General features: G+C 65.1%; 21 protein-coding genes. 12 read left to right on the forward strand and 9 right to left on the reverse strand.

What is annotated here, in order from left to right:
• Positions 1-8 precede the first annotated feature (8 nt).
• A complete protein-coding gene (locus JQ572_RS32130; RefSeq protein WP_211386851.1) occupies positions 9-572 on the reverse strand; it encodes a helix-turn-helix domain-containing protein in 564 nt (187 codons plus the stop codon).
• Between the two features lie 355 nt (positions 573-927).
• Between JQ572_RS32130 and JQ572_RS32135 the strand changes: the two genes are divergently transcribed.
• Genes JQ572_RS32135 through JQ572_RS32145 form a run of 3 tightly spaced genes read left to right on the forward strand, consistent with a single transcriptional unit; the run spans position 928 to position 3,775 of the window.
• A complete protein-coding gene (locus tag JQ572_RS32135; protein WP_211386852.1) occupies positions 928-2,241 on the forward strand; it encodes an MFS transporter in 1,314 nt (437 codons plus the stop codon).
• Positions 2,242-2,297: 56 nt separating this feature from the next.
• Positions 2,298-2,822, forward strand: a complete 525-nt coding sequence (locus JQ572_RS32140) for an MOSC domain-containing protein (RefSeq protein ID WP_211386853.1) — start codon at positions 2,298-2,300, stop codon at positions 2,820-2,822.
• A complete protein-coding gene (locus tag JQ572_RS32145; RefSeq protein WP_211386854.1) occupies positions 2,819-3,775 on the forward strand; it encodes a PDR/VanB family oxidoreductase in 957 nt (318 codons plus the stop codon). Before JQ572_RS32140 ends, JQ572_RS32145 begins: the two co-directional genes overlap by 4 nt.
• Before the next feature lie 8 nt (positions 3,776-3,783).
• Here JQ572_RS32145 and JQ572_RS32150 read toward each other — a convergent pair whose 3' ends face one another.
• Positions 3,784-3,993: a hypothetical protein gene (locus tag JQ572_RS32150; RefSeq protein WP_211386855.1), complete on the reverse strand. Its 210-nt coding sequence runs from the start codon at positions 3,991-3,993 to the stop codon at positions 3,784-3,786.
• 96 nt (positions 3,994-4,089) lie between these two features.
• On the reverse strand, positions 4,090-4,428 hold the full coding sequence (yidD, locus tag JQ572_RS32155; RefSeq protein ID WP_211386856.1) for a membrane protein insertion efficiency factor YidD: 339 nt from the start codon (positions 4,426-4,428) through the stop codon (positions 4,090-4,092).
• Positions 4,429-4,684: 256 nt separating this feature from the next.
• Here yidD and JQ572_RS32160 point away from each other — a divergent pair, with 256 nt between their 5' ends.
• Entirely contained in the window at positions 4,685-5,587 is a 903-nt protein-coding gene (locus tag JQ572_RS32160; protein WP_211386857.1) for a COG3904 family protein, read from the forward strand.
• Positions 5,588-5,638: 51 nt separating this feature from the next.
• Here the strand turns inward: JQ572_RS32160 and JQ572_RS32165 are convergent, their stop codons facing one another.
• Positions 5,639-6,094, reverse strand: a complete 456-nt coding sequence (locus JQ572_RS32165) for an iron-sulfur cluster assembly scaffold protein (RefSeq protein ID WP_211386858.1) — start codon at positions 6,092-6,094, stop codon at positions 5,639-5,641.
• 239 nt (positions 6,095-6,333) lie between these two features.
• Here JQ572_RS32165 and folE point away from each other — a divergent pair, with 239 nt between their 5' ends.
• The 4 genes from folE to JQ572_RS32185 all read left to right on the forward strand — a co-directional run bounded on the left by folE (position 6,334) and on the right by JQ572_RS32185 (position 10,007).
• Positions 6,334-7,026 carry a GTP cyclohydrolase I FolE gene (gene folE / locus JQ572_RS32170; RefSeq protein WP_211386859.1) on the forward strand — a complete coding sequence of 231 codons (693 nt, stop codon included), beginning with the start codon at positions 6,334-6,336 and terminating at the stop codon, positions 7,024-7,026.
• Between the two features lie 27 nt (positions 7,027-7,053).
• A complete protein-coding gene (hisI, locus tag JQ572_RS32175; protein ID WP_211386860.1) occupies positions 7,054-7,476 on the forward strand; it encodes a phosphoribosyl-AMP cyclohydrolase in 423 nt (140 codons plus the stop codon).
• A gap of 106 nt (positions 7,477-7,582) precedes the next feature.
• Entirely contained in the window at positions 7,583-8,644 is a 1,062-nt protein-coding gene (locus JQ572_RS32180) for a lytic transglycosylase domain-containing protein (RefSeq protein WP_211386933.1), read from the forward strand.
• A gap of 187 nt (positions 8,645-8,831) precedes the next feature.
• On the forward strand, positions 8,832-10,007 hold the full coding sequence (locus JQ572_RS32185) for a DUF2336 domain-containing protein (protein WP_211386861.1): 1,176 nt from the start codon (positions 8,832-8,834) through the stop codon (positions 10,005-10,007).
• A 139-nt stretch (positions 10,008-10,146) separates the two neighbouring features.
• On the opposite strand, the gene JQ572_RS32190 is transcribed toward JQ572_RS32185, so the two are convergent.
• The 3 genes from JQ572_RS32190 to JQ572_RS32200 all read right to left on the reverse strand — a co-directional run bounded on the left by JQ572_RS32190 (position 10,147) and on the right by JQ572_RS32200 (position 12,169).
• Positions 10,147-10,725 (reverse strand): Hpt domain-containing protein, encoded by a 579-nt coding sequence (locus JQ572_RS32190; RefSeq protein WP_211386862.1) that lies wholly within the window; start codon positions 10,723-10,725, stop codon positions 10,147-10,149.
• Positions 10,726-10,756: 31 nt separating this feature from the next.
• A complete protein-coding gene (locus JQ572_RS32195) occupies positions 10,757-11,302 on the reverse strand; it encodes a response regulator (RefSeq protein ID WP_008133731.1) in 546 nt (181 codons plus the stop codon).
• Between the two features lie 87 nt (positions 11,303-11,389).
• On the reverse strand, positions 11,390-12,169 hold the full coding sequence (locus JQ572_RS32200) for an NAD kinase (protein WP_211386863.1): 780 nt from the start codon (positions 12,167-12,169) through the stop codon (positions 11,390-11,392).
• Between the two features lie 256 nt (positions 12,170-12,425).
• Here JQ572_RS32200 and JQ572_RS32205 point away from each other — a divergent pair, with 256 nt between their 5' ends.
• On the forward strand, positions 12,426-14,000 hold the full coding sequence (locus JQ572_RS32205) for a S10 family peptidase (RefSeq protein WP_211386864.1): 1,575 nt from the start codon (positions 12,426-12,428) through the stop codon (positions 13,998-14,000).
• Here JQ572_RS32205 and JQ572_RS32210 read toward each other — a convergent pair.
• Together JQ572_RS32210 and JQ572_RS32215 are read right to left on the reverse strand one after the other, a co-directional pair.
• Complete coding sequence (locus JQ572_RS32210) at positions 13,990-15,375, reverse strand: serine hydrolase domain-containing protein (protein WP_211386865.1); 1,386 nt, start codon at positions 15,373-15,375, stop codon at positions 13,990-13,992. The genes JQ572_RS32205 and JQ572_RS32210 overlap by 11 nt on opposite strands.
• A 104-nt stretch (positions 15,376-15,479) precedes the next feature.
• A complete protein-coding gene (locus JQ572_RS32215; RefSeq protein WP_211386866.1) occupies positions 15,480-16,022 on the reverse strand; it encodes a tetratricopeptide repeat protein in 543 nt (180 codons plus the stop codon).
• Between the two features lie 252 nt (positions 16,023-16,274).
• Between JQ572_RS32215 and JQ572_RS32220 the strand changes: the two genes are divergently transcribed.
• The 3 genes from JQ572_RS32220 (at position 16,275) to JQ572_RS32230 (ending at position 18,256) form a co-directional block, all read left to right on the forward strand.
• Entirely contained in the window at positions 16,275-16,616 is a 342-nt protein-coding gene (locus tag JQ572_RS32220) for a His-rich protein BRANT (RefSeq protein ID WP_211386867.1), read from the forward strand.
• Positions 16,617-16,860: 244 nt separating this feature from the next.
• Positions 16,861-17,256, forward strand: coding sequence for a hypothetical protein (locus JQ572_RS32225; protein WP_211386934.1), 396 nt, complete (start codon positions 16,861-16,863; stop codon positions 17,254-17,256).
• 286 nt (positions 17,257-17,542) lie between these two features.
• On the forward strand, positions 17,543-18,256 hold the full coding sequence (locus JQ572_RS32230; RefSeq protein ID WP_211386868.1) for an outer membrane protein: 714 nt from the start codon (positions 17,543-17,545) through the stop codon (positions 18,254-18,256).
• Positions 18,257-18,270 lie beyond the last annotated feature (14 nt).

An 18,270-nucleotide genomic window follows, 5' to 3' on the forward strand; every position in this document is an offset into this window, starting at 1 on the left:
CGCCGACGTCAGCCCACCGGGCTCTGGGCCACGACGACCAGAACCTCGGCCTTCTGCCGGCCGAGGCTCCTGACCTCGTGAGGGGTCTCGCCTGAGAAGTACAGGCAGTCGCCCTTGCCGAGGACGAGATCTTCGCCGTCGAGCTTGATCGCAATCTTGCCGTTGACGACGAACAGCAGTTCCTCGCCTGCATGCGAGGCGCGCGTCGCCGATTTGTGCGGCGGGCTGAGGAGGAACGGCTCCATCATCTTGCGGGTGCGGCCGGTCGCCAGCGGGACCACGCCGAACGTGTCCTGAAACAGCGGCACGTTGCCGCCTTCGCGGCGGAACAGCGTATAGCGCGGTGCGGGCTCGGCGTTCGGGTCGAAGAAGTTCGCGACATTGACCTCGAGCGCGGCCGCCATCCGCAGCAGCGCTGCGAGCGAGGGGATCTTCAGGTTGCGTTCGACCAGCGAAATGTAGCCGCGCGTGAGGTCGCTCTGCCTGGCGAGTTGATCCAGCGTCAGGCCCTTGGCGATCCGCGCCTGACGGATATTGGCCCCGACGGCTGTCGCTTTGCTGACGTCAAGCACGCATGAGTCTCCTGAACTGCTGATGCCTCTTTTGCAACAGATGCCGGCCGACTGCCAGCCCGGCGGTCCGCACCGCGGGCGCGGGTCCCCCGACACCTGTATTCCAATGGAAAACTTATGCGCAGAAATTTCGAGCACAGCCGCGGATATTGTGAGCAGACAGGCTGGTATTTTGCAGAAGATCGCCGAAAAATGGTGCAAATGATGCGTATTGCCGCGATCCGCAGCATCTGCCGCGTTCTGCGTCGTTGATTTCCAACAGTAAACATGATCGATTTTACCGCCTTGGCTGCCGATGGGCTCCACGGACAGAACCAACTGCTTTCCCTGGCGCCGGTACTTTTTGGAGAGATCGATGACCGTAGCAGACGACGTCACCCTGAATGTAGCGCCGGACGAAGCGGCGAGCTTGCGACGGATCGTGTGGTCGAGCGTGATCGGCACCGCGGTCGAATGGTACGACTTCCTGATCTATGGCACGGCGACCGCGCTGGTCTTCAACAAGGTCTTCTTCGCCGCGGGCAACCCCACGCTCGCCACCATCGCGGCCTTCGGCACCTATGCGGTCGGGTTCCTGGCGCGGCCGCTGGGTGCGGCAATCTTCGGCCACTACGGCGACCGGGTCGGCCGCAAGGCGATGCTCGCGATCACGATCATGGTGATGGGCATCGGCACCTTCCTGATCGGCCTGCTTCCGACCTATCAGCAGATCGGCATCGCGGCGCCGTTGCTCCTGATCGGCCTGCGTTTTCTCCAGGGCATCGGCCTCGGCGGCGAATGGGGCGGGGCGGTGCTGATGGTGGTCGAGAATTGTTCGACGCATCGCCGCGGCCTGCTCGGCAGCATGGTGCAAGTCGGCAATCCCATCGGCAATCTCGCCGCGATCGGCATGTTCGCGCTGGTGGCGAGCCTGCCGGAAAGCGAGTTCATGGCTTACGGCTGGCGCATTCCTTTCCTGCTGTCGATCCTGCTGGTGGGCGTCGGCCTCTACATCCGCCTCAACATGGAGGAGACCGCCGCCTTCCGCCAGGTCCAGGCCAAGAAGGAGGTCGCGAGCCTGCCGGTGGTGGAGATCTTCAAGCACCATCGCGGGCCCTTCTTTACCGCGGTCGGACTGAAGATTTCGGAGATCGCCTATGCCAGCATCGGCGGCGTGTTCGTGATGTCGTACGCCACCGCCAATCTCGGCCTGTCGCGCTCGGTGGTGCTGAACGGCGCGTTCGCCGCCTCGCTGGTTGCGCTGATCGCCATTCCCTTATTCGGCTGGCTGTCCGATCTCCTCGGACGCAAGACGATGTTCTATGCGAGCTGCCTGTTCTCGGCGTTATTTGCCTTCCCGCTGTTCTGGCTGCTCGACACTCGCAATCCCACCATCGTCGTCTGCACCATCGTGATCGCGATCACCTTCGGCCAGATGGTGATGTTCGGCATCGGCGCGCCCTGGTACTCCGAGCTTTTCTCCGCGCGGCTGCGCTACAGCGGCGCCTCGCTCGGGTTTCAGGTCGGCGCGGCCCTCAGCGGCGGGTTGACGCCGCTGATTGCGGCCTCTCTGATGGCCTGGAGCGGCGGTGCAACCTGGCCGGTGTCGCTGCTGCTGATCGCCTGCGCCGTCGTCACCGCGACCGCGACCGCGTTTGCGCCGGAGATGGCGAACAAGGAACTGACCTGATCCCGCGGCGCGCCGCTTGTTGCGGCGCACCCATCACCTCTCGAGGGGAAATTGTCATGCTTGATATTGTCAGCGCCGGCCCGGCGCAGAGCGGCGCAGCACAGCTCGGCTGGACCGGCGTGGTCCGCTTCCTTCATCTTGCCCCGCGCGCGTTCCTGCCGATGCGCGCAGCGGAATCGATCACGCTTGTTGCCGGCAGAGGGATTGAAGGCGACCGCTACATGGTCGGCCGCGAGGAAGGTTTTTACTCGCACAAGCCCGAGGAGGGCCGCCAGGTCACCCTGTTCGAGCTCGAGACGCTGATCGCGCTCAAGCGTGATGCCGGCATCGAGCTCGGCCCCGAAGAGCACCGCCGCAACGTGACGGTCGAGGGCGTGCCGCTGAACCATCTGGTCGGGCGCCGCTTCTGGCTGGGCGAGACCTTGCTGGAAGCGACCCGGTTGTCGGTGCCGTGCCGGCACATCGAGGAGATCACCGGCAAGGCGATCTTCGATCCCCTGATCAATCGCTCGGGCCTCAACTGCAGGATCCTGCAAGGGGGCGCCGTCAGGCTCGGCGACACCGTGCGGAACGCAGCATGAAGTTGCGTCCGATCACGACGATCAAGACGGTGGTCGCCGGCATCGAAGAGGCTGGCGCCGGGATAAAGCTGTTCACGCTGACGGATCCCGATCAATGGGAATTGCCGCCCTTCAAGCCCGGAGCGCATATCGATCTGCACCTGCCGAACGGTCTCGTCCGCACCTATTCGCTGTGCAACGAGCCCGCCGACAACACGCGCTATGTCATCGCGGTGAAGCGCGAGACCGATGGACGCGGCGGCTCGCGTACGCTTCACGACGAGATCAGGATTGGCGAGGTCATCGGCGTCTCGCTGCCGCGCGGCGGGCTGGAGCCGGGCGGGCAGATTGCGCGCCATGTGTTCGTCGCAGGCGGCATCGGCGTGACGCCGTTCCTGTCGATGGCGCGGCACCTCGCACGAACGGGGGATGCCGACTTCACGCTGCATCTGATCGTGCGCGAGGAGGTGCCGCTTGCGTCTCACCTGGCGCCCTTGATCGATCAAGGTCGCATCGTCGTGCATTGCACGTCCCGGGGAGGACGTCCGGATCTTGCGGCGCTGGTTGGGGAGAGCGCAGCCGAGACGCTGGTGGCCTGCTGCGGGCCGGAAAGCATGATCGGCGATTTCGAGCGCGTGACCGCAGCGTGGCCGGCGGCGAATGTTCATATCGAGCGCTTCGTCGCGAAGCCACCGGCCGTCGACCCCGACGCGAAGCCGTTCACGTTGGCTCTGGCGCGCTCGGGAACCGAAATCCCGGTTCGCGCGGGCCAGAGCATGCTGGCCGCCTTGCAGGAAGCAGGTGTCGACATCGCGACGTCGTGCTGCGGCGGCATCTGCGGTGCCTGCAAGGTGGGGTGGCTCGAGGGCAAGCCCGTACACCGCGACCGCATCCTGTCGCCGTACGAGCGCGAACGCTATCTCATGGTCTGCGTCGGCGGATCGGACGCCGATCGGCTGGTGCTGGATCTCTGACGTCTGGCCTACCAGTGCACGCTCTGGCTCGGCACGATGAACGCCGTCGTGCTGGGCGGCGTGGCCAAACTCATCGCCAGATACCATCCGGAGCCGACAACCAGCACCAGCAGGGCGATGATGGCGAGCATGTCGAGGGTCCTGGGGTCGTGACGCCCCCTGGAGCCGAGATTTGGGCCAGGCCTGAAGCGGAAATGAGGGCTGATTTTCCAGCGCATTGTTGTTTCCTCCCGGGGGAGCATCAGAACAATGCGAGCGGTGAGTTCAGGTTCCAGTCAACGCCGCGTAAGCACGGGCAAAGCACTGCAGCATGCTTACGCGGCGTTGACTCCGCGCCACCGGCCGTAACGCCAGGGCAAGTACCAGCGTGCACCCTGTGGCGCGATCAGGGGCACGTTGTCGATGCCCGAGGTGCCGAAGGGGTTGCAGCGGAGCAGGCGCGCGAGTGTCATCCAGCCGCCGGCCCACAGTCCGAACCGCTCGATCGCCTCGTCGCCATAGACCGAGCAGGTCGGCAGGTGCCGGCAATTGTAGCCAACCAGCGGCGAGAGCGTGTGGCGGTAGAGCCAGATCAGAGCGCGGCCGAATCTGCGCGGCAGCCGGAGCGCACCCGCGACGGGATTGGAGCAATGCTCGCAGGCTGAATGCTTCATGGGCGCTTTGCTGCGATCGTGGGCGAGGTTTTGCGCGGTTCCGGCGCAGGGAACCTTAAGCTGTTGTTTGCGCGCCATATTTTGCATGGTTTTTGGGAGCAGTGCAGCAAGTACCTATGGACGATCTGTATTCCCACGGATACCATTTTTGTGACGTTCATGTGAGACTCACTGGAACGTCAGAGCGGGACTTGCCTGAATCGGCTCGAACTTAAAGGCTTGGGCTTAAAGCTTGGGGCTTGGGGAAGGGACCAGTTTGAAACTTCTGAAGTCGCTCAATCTTCGCGGCTGGTTGCTGGTGGGAACCGCCGCTTGTGGAGTCGTGTTGGCTGGCGCCGTCGCGACACTCGGGTCGTCAGCCCGAGCCGGTGCTGCCCTCGAAGAGCGCAAGCTGCCGATGAAGTTCAACTGGATCGCCTGCGAGCCGAATTGCCGCGGTTGGGTCAGCGCGGTCGGCATCATCACCGCTGATACGCCCAGAGATTTCGAGGAGTTTTCGCGTGGACGCCAGCTCGGCGGCGCCACCGTGGTGCTCGATTCCAGCGGCGGTTCCGTCAACGACGCCATCACGCTCGGCCGCCGCTTCCGCAATCTCGGACTTCTGACCACGGTCGGGGTCAGCGTTCAGAGCCGCGGCGGGCAGACGGTCCGTGCGGCGGTCGCGCCTGAGGCCTATTGCGAATCCATGTGCGTGTTCCTGCTGCTGGCCGGCAAGAAGCGCTACGTGCCGGAGGCGGCGCATGTGCGGGTCCACCAGATCTGGATGGGCGATCGCGCCGACGACGCCAAGGCGGCGAGCTACAGCGCGCAGGACCTGATGATCGTTGAGCGCGACATCGGCCGGCTTGCCAAATACACCTTCGACATGGGCGGCGCCGGCGACCTGCTGTCGCTCGCGCTCAGCATCCCGCCGTGGGAAGATCTGCACGAGCTCGACACCGGCGAGCTCAAGCTCACCAATCTCGTGACGACCGATCTCGTGGCCGACGTGCTGCCCCATGTGGATATCTCCGCCCCGGCCATGGTGGAGCTTGCACCGAAGACGCAGGCCAGGTTCGGTTCGGAACCGGAGCAGCCGGCCAAGTCGACCAAGACGGCGGAAGCCCTGGTGCCGACGGGTGGCGTGGTGGCGACGCCGGGTGCAGCGTCCCAGAAGTAGCCTCAGACCCCTGATTTCATTTTCGGTCGCTGTGAAGCGACGCCCCCGGAATCAGCTTTGTGCCGAGGCCGGCTGCCTGGCCTTCGCCTCGATCTGGCCGATGGCATCGACCACGGCATCGAAGGTCAGGAGCGTCGAGGCATGGCGCGCCTTGTAGTCGCGAACCGGCTCGAGGAACTTGATCTCTTCCCATTTGCCTTGAGGAGGCAAGCCGTTCTCCTTCAGCATCTTGCGAACGGTTTCGCGTAACTCACGGAGTTCACTCGCAGTCGAGCCGACCACGTGACTTGCCATGATGGATGAGGAGGCCTGTCCCAGCGCGCAGGCCTTCACGTCGTGCGCGAAGTCCGTGACCCTGTCGCCCTCCATCTTGAGGTCGATCTTCACGGTCGAGCCACACAATTTGGAGTGGGCGGTCGCAGTGGCGTCGGGATCCGACAGCCGCCCGAGGCGCGGAATATTCCCGGCCAGCTCGATGATCCGCTTGTTATAGATGTCGTTCAGCATGTGATGGAGTCCAGCACTTCCTCGCCCGATCGGCCTTGGCGGGCGGCGTCCACGGTCCTATATAGGGACGGAACTGGCGGAAAAACAGTCCAGCGGCGTGCCGGCGGTGATCCAGAACCTCGCGGCTGGCGTTACCAGCAGGCCTTTTTCGCCGATATTGTTCTGTTCAGGCGTCCGGCGGCTTCGCCGCCCCGTCTGCCGGTGACACTCCGGCCGCAAGGCCGTCGAACGGAGTCGATATGGACGCTGCAATCAAATCCATCCGCCCCAACAAACCTTCCGACAAGCAGACCGAGGGCCGCCCCGCGGAGCTTGATCCTGCCGAATTCCTCGCCGCCGCCGTCCGCGCCGACCAGCCGCGCCCCGCGCGCGCCGAAGCCGAGCAGGCGGTCAAGACGCTGCTCGCCTATATCGGCGAGAACACCCAGCGCGAAGGCTTGCTGGACACGCCGCGTCGCGTGGTCGAGGCTTTCGACGAACTCTATCAGGGCTACCACCAGTGTCCGGCCGAGGTGCTCGACCGCACGTTCGGCGAGACCGCCGGCTACGACGATTTCGTGCTGGTGCGCGACATCGAGTTCACCTCGCAGTGCGAGCATCACATGATGCCGTTCTACGGCAAGGCGCACATCGCCTACACGCCGGTGGAACGCGTGGTCGGCCTGTCCAAGCTTGCCCGCCTGACCGACATCTTCGCCCGCAGGCTCCAGACCCAGGAGCATCTGACCGCGCAGATCGCGGCCGCCATTGATGAGGTGCTGAAGCCCCGCGGCGTTGCCGTGCTGATCGAAGCCGAGCATACCTGCATGTCGGTGCGCGGCGTCGCCAAGCATGGCGCCTCCACCTTCACCAGCCGATTCACCGGAATGTTCCGCGACAATCCGGCGGAGCAGGCCCGCTTCCTGTCCCTCGTGCGAGGCCTGCAGCGCTGACCTCGCGAATAAATTGGCGAGGTTACTGTGTCCGCTCACTCCCATGAGACCGAGGAAGGGCTTTCCTTCCTGCCGCGGTTCGACGCAAGCGGCCTCGTGACGGTCGTTGCGACCGACGTCGCTACCGGCGACGTGCTGATGGTTGCCCACATGAATGATGAGGCGCTGCGCAAGACGATTGCGACCGGCGAAGCTTGGTACTTCAGCCGTTCGCGCAATGCCTTGTGGCGAAAAGGTGAGACCTCGGGTCAGACCCAGCGCGTGGTCGAGATCCGCACCGATTGCGACCAGGATGCAGTCTGGCTACGGGTCGAGCAGATCGGCGCGGCATGTCATACCGGGCGCCGGTCATGCTTCTATCGCAAGGTCGAGGCTGATGGCGGCGGTGCCAGGCTTGTCTTTGTCGATGCGGGCAGGCTGTTCGATCCGGACGTGGTCTACAAGAAATAGCCCTGCCGTCATCCGGGTTCGTGCTTCGAGCGCCCGGAACGGGGGCGAGAGCCGAGTTAACCCCGCATTAACCATACCTGTCCCACGGTGAGACGACAGGCGCCGAATTGCCGGCGCTCTCAACGCCGCGCGGGGCGGGCACTTCATCATGTCGGTCGACAATTCCAGTGCCTCTCAGACGGCGGTTCTCGATCCGTCGCGGGCCCGCGTCGCCGGTGCGATCAAGCAGGCCTCGAACATCACCGGCGTCAGCTTCCAGTACATGCTGACCACCGCCAAGATGGAATCGGATTTCGATGCCGCGGCGGGAGCCACTACCTCGTCGGCGCACGGGCTCTACCAGTTCATCGACCAGACCTGGCTCGGCACGGTGAAGGAGGCTGGCACCCAGCTCGGCTACGGCAATTATTCCGACGCCATCTCCAGGACCTCGTCGGGTGGCTACACCGTCGATGATCCCGCCATGAAGCGGTCGATCATGAAGCTGCGCGACGACCCGGAAGCGGCCTCCAGCATGGCGGCAGCGCTGACGCAGTCGAACAGCTTCAAGCTCACCGGGCTGCTCGGCCGCAGGCCGAGCGACAGCGAACTCTACATGGCGCATTTCATGGGCGTCGGAGGCGCGGCGAAATTGATCGCCAATGCCGAGGACAATCCGCAAGCGGTCGGCGCGCGGTTGTTTCCCAACGCTGCATCCGCCAATCGCTCGATCTTCTACGCCAAGGACGGCCGCGCGCGCAGCGTGTCCGAGGTCTATTCGGTGCTGGACGCGCGCTACGCCAGTGCGGCAAATTCGAAAACCACCCGAAGCGCGATGGCCATGTACGGCGGCGCTCCGTCGACCACGCAGGTCGCAAGTGCCAACGGCGTGCAGCCTGCAGCGCCGGTGATCGACAATGCCGCCTATCTCCAGACCTTTCCGAACACGCGCGCCGTGACGCCCGTCAGCGCGGTGTCGTCGACGACGGTCGCGGACAATGCGCCGAGCACGCCGGCGTTTCGCTCGATCTATCAGCCCGGCGATGCCACGCAGCCGGTCTCGACGACCGTGCAGACATTGTGGGGCAACAATGCCTCGCTCACCGCGGCCGCATCAGCGACGCCGGATGTGCGGCCGCCGCAGCCGCTCGATCTCTTCAGCGATCGCAGCGGGACGTTCTCAAGCTAGTCCATGCTCTCGTCTCGCAGGCACCGCGGGACCGAGCCGGGCCAGTGAAAGCGCTTTTGTTCCCTTAACAAAACGTCAATAAAACCAGCCAGTTATGGTGAACGCTTTGTTAAGCGTCGTGGTTTATTTTGTGTTGCGGGTGACAAGCCGTCACCGTTTTCGTTGGGTTGCGTAAGCCGGAAGCCCCATGATTGTTCGGCAGTTCATCAATTGGATCAGGACGGCGCCCGCCGGCGAGCGGGCCGAGGCAACACGGGCGTTGGCCCGGGCCTGGCTGATCTCGGATCTTTCCACAGACGACCGCATCGCCGCCGAAGGCGCGCTGCTGATGCTGCTCGACGATCCCTCGCCGCTGGTGCGGCAGGCGATGGCCGAGGCGTTCGCGCGCAGCACCGACGCGCCGGCATCGATCGTGCGGGCGCTGTCGGCGGACCAGCCGACCGTCGCGCTGCCCGTGCTCGAACATTCTCCGCTGCTGATCGACGCCGATCTCGTCGATATCGTCGCGACCGGCAACGACGAGGTGCAATGCGCGGTCGCGCGCCGCATCGCGCTACCGGTTTCCGTCTGCGCCGCCATCGCCGAAGTCGGCTGCGCGGCGGCTGCGCTCGAGCTGATCGAAAATCCCCACGCCGAGCTCGCGCCGTTCTCATGGGACCGTATCGTCGAGCGTCACGGCCATCTTGCCGCGATCCGCGAGGCGATGCTGGTGCTGGAGGATCTGCCGTCTGCCACGCGCGCCGCGCTGGTGGCAAAACTCTCCGAGACACTGGCGCAGTTCGTCGTGGCGCGGAACTGGCTGAGCGCGGATCGGGCCGAGCGCATAGCGATCGAGGCGCGTGACCGCTCCACCATGAACATCGCGGCGCGCTCGCGCGGCGAAGACATGCAGGGTCTGGTGCGCCACCTGCGCATCACCGGCCAGCTCACCGCGGGGCTTATCCTGCGCGCGCTGCTGTCGAGTAATCTCGACCTGTTCGACGCGGCCCTGGCCGAACTCGCCGATCTGCCGTTGGCGCGCGTGTCCGCATTGCTGCACGATCGCGGCGGCAGCAGCCTGCACGCGCTGCTCCGACGCGCCGGCCTTCCCGAGGCGACGTTTGCGGCGTTCCAGGTCGCGCTCGATGCCTGCCACGAGCAAGGTTTTGTCGATACCGACGACGGCGCGGCGCGACTGCGCCGCCGCATGGTCGAGCGCGTGCTCACCCATTGCGAGACCGACCACGGCGCGACCGAACCGCTGATGGTCCTGCTGCGCCGCTTCGCCACCGAATCCGCGCGCGACGAGGCGAGGCTGTTCTGCGACGAGCTCGCCGCGGACGAGGCGATCGACCCGGTATACGGCGATCTGATCGCGGCATAATACAAAGTCTGCGATGGGGCAGGCCGGAAGATACAAACTCCGTCATTGCGAGCGCAGCGAAGCAATGCAGAATCCCTCGGTGGGGACAGTCCGGATTGCTTCGCTACGCTAGTAACGACGCGAGGAGAAAGTCGGGCCCTTATGCCGCGGGCACGATGCTCGGCGCCAGGATCGCCTCGAGATGCTCGGGGCGGTCGCGATTGACGTGGGCGAGATAGTCGTCGGCGACCTTGCGCAGGCGACGGCTGAGCTCGGCGGAGACGCTGATGCTGTCGAGCTTGGTGTTCTCGTGCACGATGGCGAGGATGGCGTTGATGTGGTGCGTGAACAGCTCGGCCGGCACCTTCTCGAGGTCGGGGGCGTGCTCGATGACGCGGCACAGGCTCTCGGCAATTCCCGCCGCCGCCGGGTAGCCGAAGGTCGCGGCATCGCCCTTGATGTCGTGCGCGGCGCGAAACAGCTCGTCGCGCCTGTCCTTGCTGAAGCCGTCGTGCCGGACGGCGACGTAGGCGGCCGACAGCCGGGCGACCTCGGTCGCCATCCAGTCCTTGAACTCGCTGGAGAGGCCCGCGAGCGCCTGCTCGGCGCGGCCGACCGGATCGTCCATGTCCTTCTCTTCGACTCGGCGCATGACCTTGCGCAGCGGGTTGGGCTGCGTGATGACCTGATGCGTGGCGAAGGCCGTGACCTCGATGTCCCTTGCGCTGTTCTTCGCCATGATGTCGGCCTCGATCGTGAGAGACGTTGCGCTAGATGGAGGAGCGGGCCTTGTCGAGCAGCGAGGGCTGCTGCAGCACCTCGTGCTTTTCGCCGACGCGGCGCTCGGGGCCCATATAGGCGGAGTTGGTGTTGCGGCGCCGATCCGGGCCGAAATAGGTCTTGGTCTTGATGAAGGGGCGGGGACTGGCGACCACGTTGAGGATGCGCTGGTAGAGTCCCTTGGCCGAAATCGGCTTGGCCAGGAATTCGGTGACGCCGGCATCGCGCGCTACCGTGACGCGGCGCTTCTCGGAATGGCCGGTCAGCATGATGATCGGCGCGTAGGGATTGCCCTTGGATTCCGGCTGCCGGATCATCTGCGCGAGCTCGAGCCCGTCGAAGATCGGCATCGCCCAGTCGGTGATGACGATGTCGGGCACGTAATGGCTGTACATTTCCAGTGCGGTCGCGCCGTCCTCGGCCTCGTAGACTTCGCGCGCGCCGAAGGAATGCAGCAGCGTCCGCAGGATGCGGCGCATGTGCGGATTGTCGTCACAGACGAGGAAGCGCAGCTTGTTGAAATCGATGCGGAACATTGAGCCCGGGCCGAAGCGGTCAAGTTTCGTTAACCATATCTCGCCGGGAGTTAATGAAGGGTTGCGATTGGCCGCCTGGCCAGGCGCTCAGGAACCGAACTGCTCGCGCAGAATGCGCTCTTCCAGGCTGTGACCGGGGTCGAACAGCATGCGCATCGAGATGGTCTTGTCGGACAGCACCTCGACGCGACGGACGTCGCGCACCTCGTCGTGGTCGGCGACCGCCGCCACGGGCCGCTTGTCGCCCTCCAGCACCTCGATGACGACATAGGCGGTGTTCGGCAGCAGCGCGCCGCGCCAGCGGCGCGGCCGGAAGGCGCTGATCGGTGTCAGCGCCAGGAGAGCGGCGTTGATCGGCAGGATCGGGCCCTGGGCCGACAGATTGTAGGCGGTCGAGCCGGCCGGCGTCGCCACCATGATGCCGTCGGCGATCAGCTCGGACATGCGCTCGCGCTCGTCGATCAGGATACGCAGGCGCGCGGCCTGGTAGGTCTGCCGGAACAGGGCGACCTCGTTGATGGCGTGATGCAAATGGACGCGGTCGTTGACGTCGGTCGCGCGCATCAGGAGCGGGTGGATTTCGGATTCCTGCGCCGCCTCGAGCCGGGCCCGAAGGTCGACCGTCGAGTACTCGTTCATCAGGAAGCCGACGGTGCCGCGGTGCATGCCGTAGATCGGCTTTCCCGAGTGCATGTTCTGGTGCAGCGTCTGGAGCATGAGCCCGTCGCCGCCAAGCGCGACGACGACGTCGGCTTGCTTCGGGTCGCAATTGCCGAAGTCCCTGGTGAGCTGGCCGAAGGCGGCTTGGGCCTCGCTGCTCGGGCTGGCGACGAAGGCGATCCGGTCGTATCGCGCTGGCTTTGTCATGGCTTCCGGGCAGGGCCGCTGGCTGGAGAAAGTTCCGCCGCGCTCGTCTATACGACCTGGGCCTCGATTGTCGAGGATGACCACCGGTCAAGGCAAACGGGCGACTGCCCATCCCGATTCAGGAGCAGAACCGGGCCGATTTGTGCCCGATGAGCCGCTCTGGGCGCCGCAGCACCGGCGATCCCCCAAACAGTCGCAATTCTGCGCTAGCCTTACGATCCGCACCGGTTCTCGCAGCCGGGCAGGGAGAACGAACATGGTCACGAGCATGCTCCGCCGCGCCACCCTGGTGCTGGCGGTATTGGCTTTCGCCCTCGCGGGATTTGCGCACGCGGACGATCCGCCGCAGCCGCGCGCCGAGGCGGCCGCGTCAGCCGGACAAAAGGGCGGACGTGGCGGCGGCGCGCAAAACGCGGCACCGACTTCATCGTCGGCCGCCGAGCTGCATCGTCTCCCCCCGGATTCGACCACGAAGCAGACGCTCGAACTGCCCGGCCGCACCCTCAGCTTCGCCGCGACCGCCGGCTCTATCCGCGTGTTTGACGGCAAGGGTGAGCCGCTCGCCGACATCGCCTATACGTCCTATGAGCTCGACGGCGCCGACCGCGCGACGCGTCCGGTGACGTTCCTGTTCAACGGCGGGCCTGGCGCCTCCTCGGCATGGCTCCAGTTCGGCGCTGCGGGTCCGTGGCGGCTGCCGCTCGATGGCGAGGCTCTGTCGCCGTCGGCCTCGCCCGAGGTGAAGCCGAACGCGGAGACCTGGCTCGACTTCACCGATCTCGTCTTCATCGATCCCGTCAGCACCGGTTACAGCCGCTTCGTCGCGAGCGGCGAAGACGCGCGAAAATCGTTCTACTCCGTCGACGGCGACGTCAATTCGATCGCGCTGGTGATCCGCCGCTGGCTGGAGAAGCACGATCGGCTGACCTCGCCGAAATACGTCGCGGGCGAAAGCTACGGCGGCATTCGCGGGCCGAAAGTGGTGCGCCAGTTGCAGATCCAGCACGGCGTCGGTGTCAGGGGATTGATCCTGGTGTCGCCGCTGCTGGACTTCCGCGAGTTCACCGGCACCAGCCTCCTGCAATATGTCGCGACGCTGCCGAGCTATGTGGCGGTCGCGCGTGAAGCCAAAGGACTGGTCACGGGACCTGTGAAGCGCGCCGATCTCGCCGACGTCGAGGCCTATGCGCGCGGCGAATTCCTGGTCGACCTCGTCAAGGGCGAAGCCGACAAGGAGGCCACCAATCGCCTCGCGGACAAGGTCGCCGGGCTCACCGGCATCGACCAGGCGGTGAGCCGCCGGCTTGCCGGCCGCTTCGACGTCGGTGAATTCCGCCGCGAGTTCGACCGCAAGCAGGGCAAGGTGACTGGACGCTACGACGCCTCGGTGCGCGGCTACGACCCCTATCCGGATTCGAGCAGCTCGCGGTTCGGCGATCCCTCGGGCGATGCGCTCCAGGCGCCGCTGACGAGTGCCGCGGTCGATTTGCTGACGCGCAGGCTCAACTGGCGGCCGGACGGCTCCTACGAGGTCCTGAACGGCGCTGTCGAAGGCCACTGGGATTTCGGCCGCGGCATCAACCCGCCGCAGTCGGTCTCCGAGCTGCGCCAGATCCTCGCGACGGATGCGAAGCTGAACGTGCTGGTCGCGCACGGTCTGTTCGATCTTGCCACGCCGTATTTCGGATCGAAGCGCGTGCTCGACCAGTTGCCGGCCTTCGCGACCCAGCGGGTCAAGTTCGTCGTCTATCCCGGCGGCCACATGTTCTATTCGCGCGACGGTTCGCGGCAGGAGTTCCGGAGCGAGGTCGAGGCGCTGATCAGGGAGTAGGCCGACGCTTGCGCGGCGGATATCTCCGCGCGATCTCGCGCGCGACGACTTTGGCCGGCTTCACATTGGCGCCGGCGATCCAGATGTCGCTGACCTTGCCGCGCTGGTCGCGCACGCGGCGCACCGGCTCGCCGTGGCTGGAGTAGCCGGCGGCCCAGGCGAGCGTGCCGGTGTCGCGGCCGGTGACCTCGATCTCGGCGGCATCCATGAACGGATTGTTGAACTGGGGATTGGCGACCAGCACGCGGTTGCCGATCGGCACGAGGTCGCTCGCGCCCCAGATCGTCCACCAGCGTCCGGTCCAGTCGCGCACGCGCCGGGCGGGTGCGCCGCGGCTCTGGAAGACGCGCAGGATCTGCATCGCGCCATCCATCCAGAACGGCGCCGCGCCGTCGATGGAGTTGCTGAGGATGCTGATCGCGAGCTCGCAAGACGGGATGGAGCAGGTCCGGGAGATGTAACCCTGGAAGCCGCCGCCATGGCCGAACCAATCCCAGCCCTCGGTCTTGCCGGCGTTGACGCCAAGGCCGTAATAGCCTTCGAAGGTTTGCGGGATGCGCCAATGGTTTCGCGTCATCTCGCGGCGGCTCGCGACCGACAGCACGCTCTTTTTCGCATTGGGGGCGAGCTGCGCGAAGAAGCGGGCCGTGTCGCCGGCGGTGGCGACGAAGCCCGCGGCTGACGCCATGGCATGCGCGGGATTGTCGCCGGGGATGACGCATCGCTCTCCCAGCGGCACTTTTCGCGTGTGGCCGCGCGCGAAAGCCGCGCCTTTGGGCAGCGGAGCGTCCGGCTCGGTCTCGCGAAGCCCTGCGGGCTCGATGATCTCGCGTCTGATCCAGACCGGGTAGGGCTCTTTCGTCACCGCTTCAATCACGAGGCCGATCAGGCCAAAACCGTGATTGGAGTATTTGAAGCGCGTACCGGGCTCGATCGCGGTGGGTTGCTTCAGCTCTGCGAGCAGCTCCTTGGCGTCGAGATAGGGACGGCTGTCGATGAACTGGCCGGAATCGGCGCCGTCACGCGTCAGTCCCGCGCTGTGCGAGAGCACCTGTGCCATCGTCGTCTCGGCGACGCGGGGATGCAGGCCGCCGACATATTGGCCGATCGTGTCGTCGAGCCTGAGCTTGCGCTGCTCGCGCAGCTTCACGATTCCGGCGGCGGTGAAGCTCTTGGAGTGCGAAGCGATGCGGAAGCGGTGGCGCGGGGTGAGCTTCTCGCCGGTGTCGAGATTGGCGAGGCCGAACGCATGCTCGGCGACGACCTCGCCGCGATGGGCGAATGCAACGATGACGCCCGGCTGCTGGATTGTCGTTAACTGGAATTCGATCCAGGAGCCGATGTAGTCGATCGCGGATCGCAGCCACGGGTCCATTGCGCACCAATTTGCGAGAAGATTGATGCGAGAGGCTAGCCGAGAAAGCAGAACGGGCACAACCCCGAGGTTGTGCCCGTTCGCTTCGTTCGAAGATGTGACGTCTAGTAGACGAGGGTCGCACCGGTCGGCTTGTCGAGCGCGGCGGCGAGCGAACGATACTCGGAGCTGTCGGCGCCGGCGAGCGAGGCGATCTTGTTCAGATGATATTGCGCCTGTTCGCGGTTGCCCTGCTCGAGCTGCCAGAGGCCGTAATACTGCCAGGTGCGGACGTGGTTCGGATCGTCCTTCAGCGCCAGCTCGTAATAGACCTTCGACGACTGGTAGTCGCCGAGCTTGCGATAGGAGTAGCCGATCAAATTGGCGACGTCGGCGACGTCGTCACGCTTGAGCGACTTCAACTGGTTGATCGCGCCGGTGTAGTCGTGGCTGTCGTAGATCGTGGTGTAGGCGGTGCGATAGGCCGCGAGGAATTTGGGATCGCTGATGGAGGAGCTCTTCTTCTTGCCCTTCTTGGTCGAGGTATCGGATTTCGGTGGCGAAGAGGGCTCGTCGCTGCCCGCGGCATAAGCGCTGGTCAGCACCGGCGCCGCTGCCAACGACACGGCGACAAGTCCCGGCACAAGAAGCATTGAGAGTTTGCGCATCTAAGTTCTCCCGTATGGAACGTGGCGATCCTACACGATTGCCCAAAGACCGGAACACCCGTCGGGCAAAAACATTCCCGGCATCCCGGCCTATTCGCCCTGCGGGCGGATGACAAACTTGTCATCCAGATGAACGGAAGCCTGCTGCGGGCTTCAGATTGGGTTCAGTGCGTGCCCTCTAGGCTCCGACCTACGATCGAAGGGTAGGCGAGAGGGCGCCCGCCTCAAGATCCTTCCAAGAGGAGACGAACCATGTTGAAGACCATTTCCGCAGCCTTGCTCGCAGTTTCCGTGATCGCAGCTCCGGCCTTCGCCGCCGAGGCCGGCAAGACCACCACGACCGCGCCGGTGATCAAGGCGGACCAGAGCCAGGCCAAGATGTCGACCACCGCCGCGAAACCCGACGCCGGCGTCAAGGCTGACGCCAAGGTGGATACCAAGTCGAAGGCGATGAACGCCAATGCCGCGGTCACGCCCGACGAGCACAAGACCGTGCGCGCGCACCGTCATCACCACAAGCATCTGTCGGCCAAGAAGTCGCCGAAGGCGCAGCCGGACGTGACCAAGCCGGCGACCGTCGAGAAGCGCAGCTAACGCCTGATCCCGCGCGGCGGCATCCCATTGCCCGCCGCCGTGTGTGGATTCAGGTCCGACCCGTCGTCTCGGCGCCCGTGCGAAAGCGGACGTCGGCGGCGGGCCGGTGCGTTGTGCGCGAGCCCTGCCGGCAGGAGCGAATTCCCTTCCCGCAACCTTGGGGCTAGAACGTCTTCCGAGTCTGATTGAGCGGAGAGCGCGACCGGTGGGGCGATTGGCTAAACGTGCGGTGAGCTTGGCATTGATCCTGGTATTGCCGTTGGCGCTCGCGGCATGTTTCGGCAGCGACGGGGACCGTCCAACCCTGATGGAGGGGACGCAGGCCGGCGGGCCACAGCCGTTCCCCGACAATTTCCGCAGCGATACGCTGGCCCTGATGCGCAGCTATCTGAACAATCCCGTCGGCGTGCGGGACGCCGGCATGGCCGAACCGGTGCTGCGCGAGGTTGGCGGCCGGCAGTTCTACGTCAGCTGCCTGCACTTCACGCCACGCGAGACTGACGGCACCTACAAGGCCATGCGGGAGCGCGCGGTCATCTTCGTCAACGGCCGGGCGGACCGCGTCGCCGATCGCACGAGCGAGCAGTGCGCGGGCGCGGTTTACGCACCCTTTCCGGAACTGGAAAAGATGACGCGGTAGCGCAAAGCCCGCCTTCATCGCCTGGTGGTAGGACAGAGGCCGCCGGCGCCGTGGATCACATTTCGGCGAGCCTTGAACGGGGTGATTTGACCTTGCGACAAATTGTTACGGCAGGTTTTGGGCGGACGACAAAATGAGTCGGCACAAGGCCACGTGATGGAACAAAATCGCGTTGTTGCCGCTCCGTCACAGTCACGAACGATCAACGTTCCGGCATCGCCGCGAAGCAACCCAATTCACGCCACGTTGTTTCCTGAGTGTCGTAATTGAAAGAACGGGGATGATGATGAAAACGATTTTGCTGGGTGCAGCTGCCCTGCTTGTGCTGGCGGCGCCGGCCGCAGCAGCCGACATGCAGCCGCGCACCTACACCAAGGCTCCGGCCTATACGCCGCCTCAGGTGATCTACAACTGGACCGGTTTCTACATCGGCGGCCATGTCGGCGGCGCCTTCGCCGGCGACGGCACCTTCCAGTCGAGCGACGCGCGCTTCCTGGGGGGTGTCCAGGGCGGCTTCGACTATCAGTTCGCGCCCAATTGGGTGGTGGGCATCGAGGCCCAGTATTCCTGGCTGCCGACCAACAACAACGGCGTCACGTTCCCGCTGGGTACGCAGGTAACGTCCAACACCGATCAGATCGGTTCGGTGACCGGCCGCATCGGCTACACCTGGGGACCGGCGCTGGTCTACGCCAAGGGCGGTTACGCCTGGCGCAACAACAGCCTGGGCGTCAACGTCGCGGGCGTGCCGCAGACATTCACCACCACGGGCAACAGCAAGGACGGGTATACCGTTGGCGCCGGCCTCGAGTACATGTTTGCGCCGAGCTGGTCGGCCAAGGCCGAATACCAGTACTACAACTTTGGCAGCACGACCTTCACCTCCACCTCCGGTCCGCCCGATGTCATCGGCGTTCGCGGCCGGGAGGACGAACATACCGTCAAGGTCGGTGTGAACTACCGCTTCGGCTGGGGCGGTCCGGCAGCATCGCGCTACTGACGCGTCGCCAGCGA

It is taken from the genome of Bradyrhizobium sp. SZCCT0153 (assembly GCF_018129995.1).
Taxonomy (GTDB): domain Bacteria; phylum Pseudomonadota; class Alphaproteobacteria; order Rhizobiales; family Xanthobacteraceae; genus Bradyrhizobium; species Bradyrhizobium japonicum_G.